Below are 13,683 nucleotides of genomic sequence, written 5' to 3' on the forward strand. Positions count from 1 at the left end.
GATGAACAAGCCAGACTACGAAGCTTTGATGCTTCGCGCGCTTGAACTGGCGAGCCTTTCACCGGAATACGGAATTAACCCCCAAGTTGGCGCGCTTCTGGTCGATGACAACGGAAAAATTGTCGCTGAGGGTTGGCACAAAGGTGCCGGCACCGCCCACGCCGAAGTCGATGCGCTGAGCAAAGTCGCCGATGGCCGAGGCCTCACCGCAATCGTCACTCTTGAACCTTGCAATCACACCGGTCGCACCGGCCCATGCTCTCAAGCTCTAATCGACGCAGGGGTAAAGCGCGTTGTGTTTGGCACCAAAGACCCGGGTAAAAACGAAGGTGGCGGCCAACATACTCTTGAGGCCGCCGGCGTTGAAGTTATTGCCGATGTGCTGCAGGATCAAGCAAAAGCACTGATTCGGCCTTGGTTGATTTCAAAGACAGAAAATCGCCCCTACGTCGTAATCAAATGGGCTAGCAGTCTTGATGGCCGCACGGCAGCAGCCGATGGCACCTCGAAATGGATTACGTCTGCACAATCACGTGCAGATGTGCACCTTCGACGCTCAAAATCGCAGGCCATAATCGCGGGCACCAATACCGTCGAAATCGATAATGCCGAATTGACCGCCAGACAAGAAGATGGCAGTTCATACGGAAGCCAGCCGCTTCGAGTCGTGGTCGGCAACCGCCAACTGTCTAAAGATCTTCGAGTTTTCAATGACCTAGCCGAGACCATCCAGTTGAAAACCCATGACCCCAAGCAGGTGCTGAGCCAGCTTTTCGAGCGCGGAATTCGACAGGTTTTTGTTGAGGGTGGTGCAACTCTCGAATCCAGTTTTATTGAGGCTGGCCTAGCCGATGAGTTCTTGATCTATCTGGCGCCAAAGTTGCTGGGTGGCCCCAGGACTGCAATTGCCGATATCGGGGTTAAACACATTTCCGAATCAATTGATTTAGAAGTTTTTGAAATGAAACAGTTGGGCGCAGATTTAATGCTTCGCGCTCAGAAAAAGGAGAGCTAATGTTCACCGGAATCATCGAAGAGCTGGGCGAGGTTTTAGCAATTGAGCACCTAGCCGACTCGCTAAGGCTCACCATCAAGGGACCAAAAGTGGTTAGCGATGTAAATCGTGGAGACTCCATTTCAGTGAGCGGCACCTGCCTCACCGCGGTCGAGTTTGACGAAACCAGCTTCACCGCTGATGTAATGCAGGAGACGCTGAACAAAACTTCTTTGGCTGGCATCCAGGTTGGCTCGCCGGTAAACCTGGAGCGGGCAATGACTGCGGCAACTCGATTTGGCGGCCACGTGGTGCAAGGGCACGTTGATGGAGTCGGCGAAATTGTCAGCCGCACCCCCAGCGAAAACTGGGAGCTAGTCCGCGTTCGCATCCCGGTTGAACTAATGAAATACGTGGTTTTGAAAGGTTCAATCACGATTGATGGTGTCTCACTAACCGTCAACGAGGTTGGCCCAGATTTCATCACCTTGAGCCTGATTCCGGAAACTTTGCGACTGACAACTCTTGGCAGCAAGCAACCGGGAGACAAGGTCAATGTTGAAGCCGACATTATGGCCAAACACATCGAACGACTACTAGAAGCTAGGAACCAGTAATTGCAACTAAGCACGATTGAAGAGGCTTTGGCGGCGCTAAAAGCCGGCAAACCGGTTCTGGTCGCCGACGATGAAGATCGAGAAAATGAGGGCGACGCCATCATGGCGGCCGAACTTGCAACACCTGAGTGGATTGCCTGGATGGTTAGGAACACCTCGGGCTACCTCTGCGCACCCATGCCGGAGAAACTAGCCAACCGACTAGAGCTTCCGCTGATGACGACTAACAACAAAGACCCATTGCGCACCCAATACACCGTTTCGGTCGATGCGGCCGAGCTGGTCACCACCGGAATTTCAGCTGCCGATCGAGCAAGAACACTGAATGTTTTGGCAAACCCAAACAGTCGTCCCGAAGATTTGATTAGACCCGGACACGTCATCCCGTTGCGGGCTAAAAAGGGTGGAGTCCTTGCCCGAGCAGGCCACACCGAGGCAACCGTCGATCTACTGAGGCTGGCCGGATTGAATCCGGTTGGAGTTATTGCAGAAATGGTTGCCGAAGATGGAACAATGATGCGACTAAATGAGTTGTTAAAGGTAGGTCAACGAGAGGGGCTTCCTGTGATCACCATTGAGCAGCTAATTCAGCATCGAATCGCAGCACCAGATTTTCCAGATGAGGTGCTCGACGACCGCATCCGTTTTGAGGCAGAGGCTAACCTGCCAACCACACACGGCAACTTTCGCGTGCGCGGTTACTACGACATCAAGACGACTGCCGACCACGTGGCAATAATTGCCGGAAACCCAACCGGTGACAATGTTTTGGTTCGCCTACACTCCGAATGCATCACCGGTGAAGCTTTTGGCTCGCTCAAGTGCGAATGTGGGCCGCAGCTCGATTTTGCACTAGATCAAATAGCAAACGACCCAAATGGTGGCGTTGTCATTTATTTACGCGGCCAAGAAGGTCGCGGAATTGGTCTGCTAAACAAGCTCAAAGCATATGCGCTACAGGACAAGGGGCTAGACACAGTCGATGCAAACCTTGCCCTCGGTTTGCCTAGCGAAAATCGCGAATACGGCGCAGCCGTTTCAATTTTGCGCGACCTAGGTGTTGACAGTGTTCGCCTGATGACTAACAACCCGGCGAAGAGCAGCTACCTAACCGATGCCGGCATTCCGGTGAACGAGTATGTGCCAATTTTGGTTGGAACTGCTGAGCAGAACATCAAATACCTTGAAACCAAGCGCGAACGCATGGGACACCTGATTCCAGGAGAAATCTAATATGAGTGGTGCTGGCGCCCCAAAAATTAAGGTCGACGCCTCGGGATTGCAGGTTGCCATTGTGGTTACCTCTTGGCACGACGAGATCACCGGTGGGCTGTTAGCCGGTGCCGAAAAGGCGCTGGTCGATGCCGGTAACACCGAATACGAAATCTGGAGAGTGCCAGGGGCCTTCGAGCTTCCACTTGGCGCTCAAAAGGCCATCGACGCAGGCGCCGACGCGGTAATCGCTCTCGGAGTTGTCATCCAGGGTGAAACCCCACACTTCGACTATGTTTGCGCGGGAACTACCGACGGCCTTATGCGCGTAATGCTAGACAGCGGTATCCCAATCGGCTTTGGCTTGCTCACCGTAAACACCGAAGCCGAGGCTCTAGCCCGGGCTGGCCTGCCTAATTCAAAAGAAGATAAGGGTGCAGAAGCCGTAGAGGCAGCCATTCTCATGGCTAGACTCTAAACATGATTACAACTGCAACTTTCCTCAAGGACGCAACCCTGGTGTTGCACTTCATCGGCCTTGCATCACTGCTCGGCGGATTCCTAGTTCAAATGAAGAGCATCAAACCTGGCACGGCGAAGATCATCCCGGCCATGGTTCACGGTGCCTGGACAATGCTGGTTACCGGCTTACTCTTGGTTGGGTTCCGCGAGTGGATGTCGGCACTTGACCCTAACGCAGCAGAACTAGACAACCTCAAAGTTGCGGTTAAATCTCTGGTCGTGGCTGCAATCGTTGTATTCGTCATGATCAACCGCAAAAAAGAAAAGCTTAAGAATTCGACGTTTGGACTGATTGGCGCTCTAACCGTGTTAAACATCATCGTTGCGGTTTTTTGGTAGACAAACCTAGATTTCCAACAAAACTCAAAAGGGACCCTATCGGGTCCCTTTTTTGTTGGTGTGGATGTTGGCGGTGGGACCGCCGCTTGAATCTGGACCGTTGGGCCTACGACATGAACAACTTGGTTAGCCGCTTTGAGGTGAGCCAGAGACCGCCAGCAATCATGATCGCAAAGTAGAGCACGTGGCCTAATAAAGCACCGTCGATTTGACCAAAGGTTAGCCCGCGAATCAGAGATGCTCCCTGCCATAGCGGCAACGCTTGAATGATGGTCTGCAACACCGCCGGATAGGCCGTAATTGGGTAAAAGGTGCCGGAAAACATAAACATCGGCAGTGTGAAAAAGCTGATCCACTGCAACTGCTGGATCGAATGGGTGTAGGTGGTGGCAGCCATACCCACCGCAGCAAAACCGAAAGCAATCAACACCGCCGCTGGAATCGCCAGGATGCCCCAAATGCTCGGCACTAGCCCTAGCGGGGTGACCACAATCATGAAAGCTGTTGCGTAGCCGGCACCGCGAATCAGTGACCAAGCGATCTCCCCCAGTGCCACGTCTAACGGACCCATCGAAGTTGCCAGCATGCCGTTGTAGAGGCGGGCAAAGTGCATTTTGAAATAGACGTTCCAGGTGGCGTCCATTAGCGCGCCGTTCATCGCACTGGTAGCCAGTAGCGCCGGCACAATCCAAGTTCGATAATCGACTGGATTACCCGAGGCATCGGTTACCTGACCGATGAGCTGGCCAACGCCAAAGCCAAAAGCCAGCAGGAAGAACAGCGGCTCAAAGAAGCCGGAAACTACCTGCAGCAAGTTTGAGGTTTTTAACGCCAGAACGTTGCGTTCCACCACGAAACGAGTGCGGCCGGCGTACTGCTCGGCACCCAACTTGCCTCGCCGACGCTCGGCAATCTCGACCGCGGTGGTGGCCACTAAATTAGTCAAACTCACTTCGACAACCTCCGCTCGAAGGTTGGAAACGCAATTGCGCGACCGATTATGGCCAGCAGCGCCAAGAAACCAAGGTGCATGATCCAGACCCATGGCTCAACGCTCAATTCAAGTGACATAATTCGGCCCAAACTGGTGGCATGCCAAAGTGGTGAGATCCAGCCAATCCACTGCAAATAGATTGGCATTTGTTCCAGCGGATAGAAGGTGCCGGAAAACAAAAACATCGGCATTACGACGAAGCGAAAAATCAGCGAGATAAAACCGTCATCGTCGACGACGTTTGAACTGAGCGCCAAAATTAGTGATCCCCAGGCTAAGCCGGCGAAAAAGGATGAGAAAAACAGCGGCAAAGCCATATTCAGCGGAATCGCGTTGAAAGCCAGCAACACCAGCTCGTAGAAGAAAATGCTGAGGATTACTCGAACGTATGCCCCCATCAGAACACCCTCGGCAATTTGTCGGCCAGTCAACCGAGTTGCGTTTAGTGCAAAGAAACCTTTATCCCAAACAAAGCCGCGAAGGGTGGGAAATGCGGTTTCATCCATGGCCGATTGCATCGCCGCCGAGGCTAGCAGTGCTGGGGCTAGAAACTGTAGGTAGCTGAATCCACCCAAGGCCTCGGCACCACCGTTGGCATCAACCAATGTTCCAACGCCGATACCAATGGCGAGCAGGTAGATTACCGGGTTACCGAAACCGTTGAGCACAATTGTGACCCACCATTTAGCCATAGTTCTGATGCGCATTTCGGCCACGTAAAAGGCGCCAAACCAGCGCAATTTGTCTAAATCAACCAGCTTGGGGGCACCCTGCCACCGGCTAAATTTCACATCGCTCATTAGTCGACCAAAGTTCTTCCAGTCAAACGCAAGAAGACATCCTCTAGTGAAGATCGACGTACCAGCGAAGTAAGTGGCTCAAGCCCTAGCTGATGAATTTTCGCGAGCTCAGCTTCACCATCTTCGGCGTAGACCAGGATGCGATCAGGCAGTACTTCGATTCGCTCGCCGAGAGATCGTATTTGCTCAGCAACCTCAGCATTTTTTGCCGACCCGAATCTAACCTCAAGAACTTCACGCGACGAATGCAGACGAATTAGTTCAGCCGGGGAACCCTCGGCCATAATCGCGCCCTTATCCATAACGATTAGGCGATCACAGAGCTGCTCGGCCTCATCCATGTAGTGGGTGGTGATGACCAGAGTGACGCCCTGCTCTTTTAGGCGAAATAGCCGATCCCATAAAACGTGGCGGGCTTGCGGGTCGAGACCGGTGGTTGGCTCATCCAGTAAAAAGATCTCTGGCTCGTTGACTAAACCGCGCGCGATTGTAAGTCGGCGCTTCATGCCACCACTGAGGTCGTCGGTTTTCGAATCCTTCTTATCTTCCAGCTGCGCAAAAGCTAAAAGTTCAGCAACTTTCTGTTTCAAAAATTTGCGGCCGAGGCCAAAATACCGGCCGTAAATGTAAAGGTTTTCCCAAACCTTAAGCTCACGATCCAGATTGTCCTGCTGCGGAACCACACCGAGATGGGCTCGAATCTCAGGACCGAATTTGTTTGGGTCTTTACCCAAAATTTCGAGAGTGCCACTGGTGCGTTTCGAGGTAGCTGAAATCATTCGCATAGTGGTTGATTTGCCGGCACCGTTGGGCCCGAGCAGACCGAAAGCCTCGCCTTTTCGAACACTAAAACTGATGCCGTTTACGGCAATAAAGTCGCCAAAAACCTTGGTCAAGTCTTTTGCGACAATCATTTCTGGTTGGTCATTCATTCGTTATCCATTCGCCTATCGGCAGCCCTTCAGACTAACACTTGATATTCTGAAGAGATGATTGCTGCCAAGACCTCAAAGGCAAAACTTGGCAACACCCGAAAGACCGGTAAAGAGCAGTTCTACACGCCAGCAGCCCTAGCCCAAGAGTTAACCGAATCGGTAGCCGGTTTGATTCCAGACTTCAGCGCTCGATGCGTTGTTGAACCAGCTGGCGGCAACGGTGCATTTGTTATCGCGGCCCAAAGATATGGTGCCAAAGTAATCGCCTTTGACATCGAGCCAAAACACAAGGCAGTCCAGAAGCAAGATTTTTTTACGGCCCAAGTTTCCACCGAAAGTGCAATCACGCTCTCGAATCCGCCGTTTGGCCGAAACAACTCGCTCAGCATTCCCTTTTTCAACAAAGCGGCCGAATTCAGCGATTACATCTGCTTCGTAGTGCCTAGATCGTGGCGAAAATGGTCGGTAATAAACCGACTCGATCGCAGGTTTCACCTGATCAGCGACCAAGATCTGAAGATCGACTACGTGGATGATTACGGTTATCCGCTGTCAAAAAAACTGGCACTGAATACCTGTTTTCAAATTTGGCAGAAACGCGATGAGCTAAGACCACTGCTAAAAGTTGTTGATAATCGCTTCATTGAAAAGGTGGCGCCGCAAGAAGCAGATGTCGCACTAACTGTTTTCGGCTATGGCTGCGGTACCGTGCATGAAAACTTTGAGCGCAAACCCAATTCGACTCGCATGTTTCTGAAACTAGGTCACCCCGAATCATTGACAGCCCTGAAGTCTGCAGACTTTTCTAGGTTTTCGCGAAATACTGCGTACACCGAAGCGCTTTCACTACAAGAGATCAACTTTTTGTTGAACGAGCAAATTTTGGGTGATCCCCAACTACAGGAGTTGCCATGAGCATGACCAGTTCGCGCCGAACCACAAGACGGCAGCCGGATAACGGGAAAAAGGCCAAGTTCAGCCAACTTCTGCCCTACCTAGCCGACTACAAGCCAGCGCTGATTCTGGCTGCTGCGATTTCGGTGGTTAGCGCCGGCATGAGCCTGGCTCAACCGCTGTTGACCGGTCAGGTAATTGATGCGGTTCAGAATCAGAAACCGGTCGCTCCACTGGCTGCAATTTTGGTCTTGCTAGTTATCGCCGCCGCCTTTCTAAACGGATTTCAGTATTACCTGCTGACCAAAACCGGTGAAGGTGTCGTGCGATCCTCTCGCCGCGATTTGGTCAACCGAATTTTGCGCTTACCGGTGATCGAATTCGATCACCGCCGAATCGGCGACCTGGTCTCCCGCGTTGGTTCAGATACCACTCTGCTACGAGCTGTGCTTACCCAAGGTTTGGTCGATGCTGTTGGCGGTGCGCTGCTATTTGCCGGTGCAGTTATAGCCATGGCAATTATTGATCCGGTTCTGCTTGGCCTAACCCTAGGAGTAATCGTGGTTGCCATCCTGGGTATTTCGACCGCTGCCCGAAGAATTCGTTTCGCCACCACCAAAGCTCAAGAGCGCGTTGGTGAAATGTCGGCCGCGGTAGAGCGCGCCATCTCGGCGATCAGAACCATTCGAGCCGCCCGTGCTGAAGAACGTGAAGCCACCGCAATTCACGAACAGGCTGGTCGGGCCTATGAGCAGGGTGTAAAAATTGCCCGCCTCAGCGCAGCGATAACACCGATTGCTCAAATCGCCATGAACACCTCGTTCATCCTGGTTCTGGGTGTTGGTGGTTTTCGAGTTGCGTCTGGAGCAACCACAATTGCCAACCTGGTGACTTTTGTAATTCTGCTGTTCTTCCTAATCGGCCCACTAATTCAGGCATTTGGTGCCTACACCTCGGTGCAGAGCGCACTCGGTGCTCTGGCTCGTATTCAGGAAATTTTAGATTTGCCAACCGAAACCGCGGATGAGGTTAGCATCGGTCAACGCAGTGGAGACAGCAAAGTTGCCATCGAGTTTGACACGGTTGGCTTCACCTATCCAGAAAAACCAGCCGATAGTTTTGAAGTCGGGGATGGTGCCGACGGCACCGTTGTCGCGGTAGCACCGCAGACCGGTATCGCCAGTAAGACTGTGCTCACAGATGTCAGTTTCAAAATTGAGCAGGGCACCCGAGTGGCGCTGGTGGGACCATCCGGTGCCGGAAAATCGACAATTTTTGCACTAATCGAACGTTTCTACGAACCCACCAGCGGTCAAATAAAGTTGGCCGGTCAACCGGTTACTGAATTTGGCCGAGCCGAATTGCGCAGTCAAATTGGCTATGTTGAGCAGGATGCCCCGGTGCTTGCGGGCACAATCAGAGACAACCTGCTGCTGGGCAAACCGGATGCCAGCGACGCTGAGCTAAAAAAGGTTTTGGCCGAAGTAAACCTGACCGCAGTGCTGAAGCGCGACCCGGCTGGCCTGAATGCTGAGGTTGGCGAAAGCGGCATCATGCTTTCTGGCGGCGAGCGCCAGCGTCTTGCCATCGCTCGTGCTTTGCTGAGCGCACCACCAATTTTGCTGCTTGATGAATCTACCTCGGCACTCGATGGCGTGAATGAACAGCGGATGAGAGAGGCCATCGACTCGGTTGCGAAAAATCGCACGCTAATTGTCATCGCCCATCGACTTTCAACCGTGGTCGACAGCGATCAAATAATTGTCCTCGAAGCTGGGCGAGTAATCGGTTCAGGCACCCACAGCGAGTTGGTAAAAAAGGTGCCGCTTTACAAAGAATTAGCCAAGCATCAACTGCTAGTTTGAGAGTAACTGCACCTCTGGTGCGCATCACTCAATGTTGAGAGGCTCTCGTGAATTACCCACTAATTGCTGCCTTTGGCGAACCTACCGAGCGAGCTACTGCGCTAGCTTTAGACGCCGCCGACCCACTGGCCAAGTACAAAGCTCAATTTCAAATCAATGACCCCGACATGTGTTACCTGGATGGTAATTCCCTAGGTCGCCTACCTAAAGCCAGCATTACGGCGGTCAATGATTTTCTGGTCAACGAATGGGGTCGCGAGCTAGTTGATGGTTGGGCCCACTGGATTGATGAAGCGCAGACAGTAGGTAACTTGTTGGGCCGCGCCATCCTCGGTGCCGCCGAGGGGCAGACCCTGGTTCAAGACACCACATCGGTAAATTTCTACCAGCTATGTGTGGCTGCGATTAAGGCTCGACCAGGTCGCAAAACGGTAATTATCGATGCCTCAAACTTTCCGACCGACCGCTACATCATCGCCGGCATCGCCGAATCGATGGGGCTAAACCTAATTACCCTAAACAACGACGGCATGGGTGGCCCAGGCGCGGTAGAGATTGACTCAGAGTACGAGCAAATCACCCTGGCCGAGTTGGAAAAACACCTGAGCGACGATGTTGCGCTGGTCACCCTGCAGGCCATCCACTACCGTTCTGGTTCACGACCAGACATCAAAGGCATTACCGACCTGGTGCGCAGTTACGGCGGTCTTGTCGTCTGGGATGCCTCGCACGCCGGTGGTTCGATTGACCTGCGCTTCGATGAGTGGGGTGTTGATCTCGCTGTTGGTTGCACCTACAAATATGGCAACTCGGGTCCTGGCTCACCCGCCTGGCTCTATGTCAGCAAGAGCATTCAAACTCAACTAAACGCACCGATTCAGGGCTGGTTTGCCAACGACAAGCAGTTCGAGATGGGTCCATTCTTTGAGCCGGCAGGGCACATCCGTCGTTTTCAAATTGCTAGCCCATCGATTATGGGATTACGTGCGGTAGAGGCCAGCTATCAAATGATTGAAGAAGCTGGCATGCAGGCCATCAGCGAGAAAGCAGCCAAAGGCACCGAGCTTATCTTGGCCCTGTTTGATGCCTGGCTGGCGCCCCTGGGTTTCACACTGTTGACCTCGCGCGAGCCACAGTTGCGCGGCGGCCACATCACCGTTGGGCACCCTGATGCTAAAAAAATTGCTGCCGCAATGCGCAGCCTAACCAACACTATTCCTGACTATCGAGTACCAGACAGCATCCGTTTAGCGATGGCGCCGCTGCCAACCAGTTACGTCGAAATCTGGGATGGGCTAAACCGCATGCGCGAACTGGTTGAGAGTAAGCGCTACCTAGACATTCAAGACAACGGCAGCCGGGTGACCTAATGGTTCAAATCGAGACACCAGATTCGCATGAGCGCAACCAAAAGCACATCACCTACATCAGCTATCTAAAGGTAGATGAACTGCTCGAGTTGCAGCAGCCAGAATCGAACGAGCACGACGAGTTGCTCTTCATCATCATTCACCAAACCTATGAGCTGTGGTTCAAGCAGATTATTCATGAACTGGGGGCGCTGCAGCAGGCTTTGGAAGCTGGTGACACCCATCGCTCACAGGCAATTTTGGGTCGAGTTAGAACCATCATGAAAACCTGCGTCGCGCAGGTAGACATTTTAGAAACGATGACCCCGCTGCAGTTCAATTCGTTCCGCGGTCGACTTTCATCATCCAGTGGTTTTCAGTCGGCACAGTTTCGCGAGGTTGAAGCAATTTTGGGCCGCCGCGATCACGCCGGTGCCGATGCTGAGAAATCAACCGGGATGGGAATGGCCGAACACCTGATTGAGGGTTCAACTGCTCGAGCCCGCGTCGAAGCGGCAATGAAGCGCCCTTCGCTTTGGGATAGCGCGCTGCGCTACTTTGATTCGCGCGGCCACAAGATGCCGGCAGATGTCCTTGACCGTGACGTTACTGTTGGCTACAGCAGTGATGCTCGCGTGCAGCAGGTTTTGGTGAGCATGCACCGCAGCGACCTTGAGGCTGCCTCGGTTGCCGAATCGCTGTTGGATGTTGACGAAGGCCTGCAAGAGTGGCGCTATCGACACGTGAAAATGGTTGAACGCACCATCGGGCGCAAACCCGGCACCGGTGGTTCACCCGGAGTGGGCTACCTGGCATCGACTTTGTTTAGACCGGTGTTCGCCGATCTGTGGGAAATTCGCAGCCAGCTATAACCATGTGCCGGTTTGGCTAAAGGCCAGATTCACAGCCAAACCAACAACAGTTAGGCTCGGGCGGCGGTGTCAACCACATTCTTGACCAGCATGGCGCGGGTCATTGGTCCTACTCCCCCTGGATTAGGTGAAATATAGGCGGCCACCGAAGCAACATCTGGATGAACATCGCCGACCAGCTTGGCCTTGCCGTCTTGACCCTCAACGCGAGTAATGCCTACGTCTAGAACAGCTGCACCCGGTTTGATCCATTCGGGTTGCACAAAGTGAGCAACTCCTAATGCGGCAACCACGATGTCGGCGCGCTTTACCGCGTGCTCGAGATCGCGTGATGCCGAATGCAATAAGGTGACGGTCGAGTCGATGCCTTTACGGGTCATCAGCAAACCAAGCGGACGACCGACGGTAACACCGCGACCAATAACGGCAACCTCGGCACCTCTGGTAGGAACTTCGTAGCGGTTCAGCAGTTCAACAATTCCGGCTGGGGTGCATGGCAGCGGCGAATTTAATTCACCGCCGACACCTAAAACCAAACGACCAAGATTTACCGGGTGCAACCCGTCGGCATCTTTAGCGGGGTCGATAAGTTCAAGCATGGCGTTGGTGTCGATACCGAATGGCAACGGCAACTGGATGATGTATCCGGTGACATCTTTGGCCTCGTTCAGATCGCGGATGGCAGCCCGAACGTCTGCAGCCGAGGCGTTGTTCGGCAAATCGATGCGAATAGAGTGCACACCAACTTCGGCGCAGTCGCGGTGCTTACCGGAAACGTATGAGTGCGAACCCGGGTCATCACCGACCAGCAAAGTGCCAAGACCAGGCTCGATGCCGCGCTGCTTTAGTTCGACGACTTTAGCTGCCAACTCAGCCTTGATTGTTTTGGCCGTGGCTAAGCCGTCTAGCCTAATTGCGCTCAACGAATTACCAGTTCTCGAGGCCAGCGTATAGCGGGAAAGCCTCGGCTAGTTTTGCAGTGCGAGCGCGCAAAGCTTCAATGTCTGGGTTTGGCATTAGCACCGAAGCGATAACGTCGGCAACCTCGGTGAACTCGGCAGCACCAAAACCACGGGTTGCCAGTGCCGGTGTACCGATGCGAACACCCGAAGTCACCAATGGTGGACGTGGGTCGTTTGGCACCGAGTTGCGGTTTACCGTGATGCCAACTTCGTGCAGCAGGTTTTCGGCCATCATGCCGTCAATTGGAGAGTTTCGCAGGTCAACCAGCACCAGGTGAACCTCGGTGCCACCGGTGAGCACCGAAACGCCAGCCTCAACCACATCTGGCTGGGTTAGGCGTTCGGCGATGATGGCAGCGCCCTCGAGGGTGCGCTTCTGACGGTCTTTGAACTCGTCGGTTGCTGCAGCCTTGAAAGCAACAGCCTTACCGGCGATAACGTGCATTAGCGGGCCACCCTGCTGGCCTGGGAAAACAGCCGAGTCAATCTTCTTGGCGTATTCGGCCTTGCACAGAATTAGGCCCGAACGAGGACCAGCCAAAGTTTTGTGGACGGTGGTTGAAACCACATCGGCGTAAGGAACTGGGCTTGGGTGCACGCCAGCGGCTACCAAGCCGGCAAAGTGTGCCATGTCTACCCAAAGCTTGGCACCAACCTCATCGGCAATCTTGCGGAATTCAGCGAAGTCTAGGTGGCGTGAATATGCCGACCAGCCGGCGATTATGACGGCCGGCTTTACCTCGTGGGCGCGGGCACGCACGGTATCCATGTTGATTAGGTGGGTTTCTGGGTCGAGTTCGTAGGAGTGAGCCTCGTACATTTTGCCCGAGAAGTTCAAGCGCATACCGTGGGTTAGGTGGCCACCGTGAGCCAATTCAAGACCGAGGATGGGGTCGCCCGGGTTAGCCAACGCCATCAGCACAGCCGCGTTTGCGGTAGCACCCGAGTGTGGCTGCACATTGGCGTGGTCGGCACCGAAAAGAGCCTTGGCACGTTCACGAGCTAGTTCTTCAGCGACGTCTACCGCCTCGCAACCACCGTAGTAACGCTTTCCTGGATAACCCTCGGCGTATTTGTTGGTGAGCACCGAACCCTGGGTCTGCAGCACCGAACGCGAGACAAAGTTTTCGCTGGCAATCATTTCGAGGAACCCGCGCTGACGATCGAGTTCAGCCTGCAAGACTGCGGCGATTTCTGGATCGGTCTCAACTAGCGGAGAGTTGAAAGTGCTTGGAAGAGCAGACATGGCTTGGGCTCCTAAAGGCTGGGCGGTGCTGAAATTCTAACATTCCGTCAGCGGCTATCCGCCCTGAATTGACGCCCAATTC

General features: G+C 53.6%; 14 protein-coding genes. 9 read left to right on the forward strand and 5 right to left on the reverse strand.

All coding sequences use genetic code 11. The annotated features are described in order from the left end of the window. The first annotated feature begins 1 nt into the window (after nt 1). From ribD to A4Z71_RS05595, 5 genes are read left to right on the forward strand one after another with little or no spacing between them, the layout of a single operon-like run. Nucleotides 2-1,015, forward strand: a complete 1,014-nt coding sequence (ribD, locus tag A4Z71_RS05575; protein ID WP_070954924.1) for a bifunctional diaminohydroxyphosphoribosylaminopyrimidine deaminase/5-amino-6-(5-phosphoribosylamino)uracil reductase RibD — start codon at nt 2-4, stop codon at nt 1,013-1,015. Further along, nucleotides 1,015-1,611, forward strand: coding sequence for a riboflavin synthase (locus tag A4Z71_RS05580; RefSeq protein WP_070954925.1), 597 nt, complete (start codon nt 1,015-1,017; stop codon nt 1,609-1,611). The genes ribD and A4Z71_RS05580 overlap by 1 nt, the downstream gene beginning before the upstream one ends. Continuing rightward, a complete protein-coding gene (locus A4Z71_RS05585) occupies nt 1,612-2,844 on the forward strand; it encodes a bifunctional 3,4-dihydroxy-2-butanone-4-phosphate synthase/GTP cyclohydrolase II (protein WP_070954926.1) in 1,233 nt (410 codons plus the stop codon). It begins immediately after the preceding gene. A gap of 1 nt (nt 2,845) precedes the next feature. Next, the gene (ribH, locus tag A4Z71_RS05590; protein WP_070954927.1) at nt 2,846-3,301 is read left to right on the forward strand and encodes a 6,7-dimethyl-8-ribityllumazine synthase; all 456 of its coding nucleotides are present in this window, start codon (nt 2,846-2,848) and stop codon (nt 3,299-3,301) included. Nucleotides 3,302-3,303: 2 nt separating this feature from the next. After that, nucleotides 3,304-3,684 (forward strand): hypothetical protein, encoded by a 381-nt coding sequence (locus tag A4Z71_RS05595; protein ID WP_070954928.1) that lies wholly within the window; start codon nt 3,304-3,306, stop codon nt 3,682-3,684. Nucleotides 3,685-3,790: 106 nt separating this feature from the next. On the opposite strand, the gene A4Z71_RS05600 is transcribed toward A4Z71_RS05595, so the two are convergent. Genes A4Z71_RS05600 through A4Z71_RS05610 form a run of 3 tightly spaced genes read right to left on the reverse strand, consistent with a single transcriptional unit; the run spans nt 3,791 to nt 6,410 of the window. Next, nucleotides 3,791-4,630 carry an ABC transporter permease gene (locus tag A4Z71_RS05600; protein WP_418219388.1) on the reverse strand — a complete coding sequence of 280 codons (840 nt, stop codon included), beginning with the start codon at nt 4,628-4,630 and terminating at the stop codon, nt 3,791-3,793. Nucleotides 4,631-4,632: 2 nt separating this feature from the next. Beyond that, a complete protein-coding gene (locus tag A4Z71_RS05605) occupies nt 4,633-5,478 on the reverse strand; it encodes an ABC transporter permease (protein WP_070954930.1) in 846 nt (281 codons plus the stop codon). After that, the gene (locus A4Z71_RS05610; RefSeq protein WP_070954931.1) at nt 5,478-6,410 is read right to left on the reverse strand and encodes an ABC transporter ATP-binding protein; all 933 of its coding nucleotides are present in this window, start codon (nt 6,408-6,410) and stop codon (nt 5,478-5,480) included. Before A4Z71_RS05610 ends, A4Z71_RS05605 begins: the two co-directional genes overlap by 1 nt. A gap of 57 nt (nt 6,411-6,467) precedes the next feature. On the opposite strand from A4Z71_RS05610, the gene A4Z71_RS05615 reads away from it, so the two are divergent. From A4Z71_RS05615 to A4Z71_RS05630, 4 genes are read left to right on the forward strand one after another with little or no spacing between them, the layout of a single operon-like run. Further along, on the forward strand, nt 6,468-7,328 hold the full coding sequence (locus A4Z71_RS05615) for a hypothetical protein (protein WP_070954932.1): 861 nt from the start codon (nt 6,468-6,470) through the stop codon (nt 7,326-7,328). Then, nucleotides 7,325-9,172 (forward strand): ABC transporter ATP-binding protein, encoded by a 1,848-nt coding sequence (locus A4Z71_RS05620; protein WP_070954933.1) that lies wholly within the window; start codon nt 7,325-7,327, stop codon nt 9,170-9,172. Before A4Z71_RS05615 ends, A4Z71_RS05620 begins: the two co-directional genes overlap by 4 nt. A gap of 47 nt (nt 9,173-9,219) precedes the next feature. Beyond that, complete coding sequence (locus A4Z71_RS05625; protein ID WP_236858525.1) at nt 9,220-10,542, forward strand: kynureninase; 1,323 nt, start codon at nt 9,220-9,222, stop codon at nt 10,540-10,542. Then, the gene (locus A4Z71_RS05630) at nt 10,542-11,393 is read left to right on the forward strand and encodes a tryptophan 2,3-dioxygenase (protein WP_070954934.1); all 852 of its coding nucleotides are present in this window, start codon (nt 10,542-10,544) and stop codon (nt 11,391-11,393) included. Before A4Z71_RS05625 ends, A4Z71_RS05630 begins: the two co-directional genes overlap by 1 nt. 50 nt (nt 11,394-11,443) lie before the next feature. Here A4Z71_RS05630 and A4Z71_RS05635 read toward each other — a convergent pair whose 3' ends face one another. Together A4Z71_RS05635 and glyA are read right to left on the reverse strand one after the other, a co-directional pair. Further along, nucleotides 11,444-12,316 (reverse strand): bifunctional methylenetetrahydrofolate dehydrogenase/methenyltetrahydrofolate cyclohydrolase, encoded by an 873-nt coding sequence (locus A4Z71_RS05635; RefSeq protein WP_070954935.1) that lies wholly within the window; start codon nt 12,314-12,316, stop codon nt 11,444-11,446. 4 nt (nt 12,317-12,320) lie between these two features. Next, nucleotides 12,321-13,601 carry a serine hydroxymethyltransferase gene (gene glyA / locus A4Z71_RS05640; protein WP_070954936.1) on the reverse strand — a complete coding sequence of 427 codons (1,281 nt, stop codon included), beginning with the start codon at nt 13,599-13,601 and terminating at the stop codon, nt 12,321-12,323. Between the last annotated feature and the right edge of the window lie 82 nt (nt 13,602-13,683).

The sequence above is a fragment of the Candidatus Rhodoluna planktonica genome (genome assembly GCF_001854225.1).
Classification (GTDB): Bacteria; Actinomycetota; Actinomycetes; order Actinomycetales; family Microbacteriaceae; genus Rhodoluna; species Rhodoluna planktonica.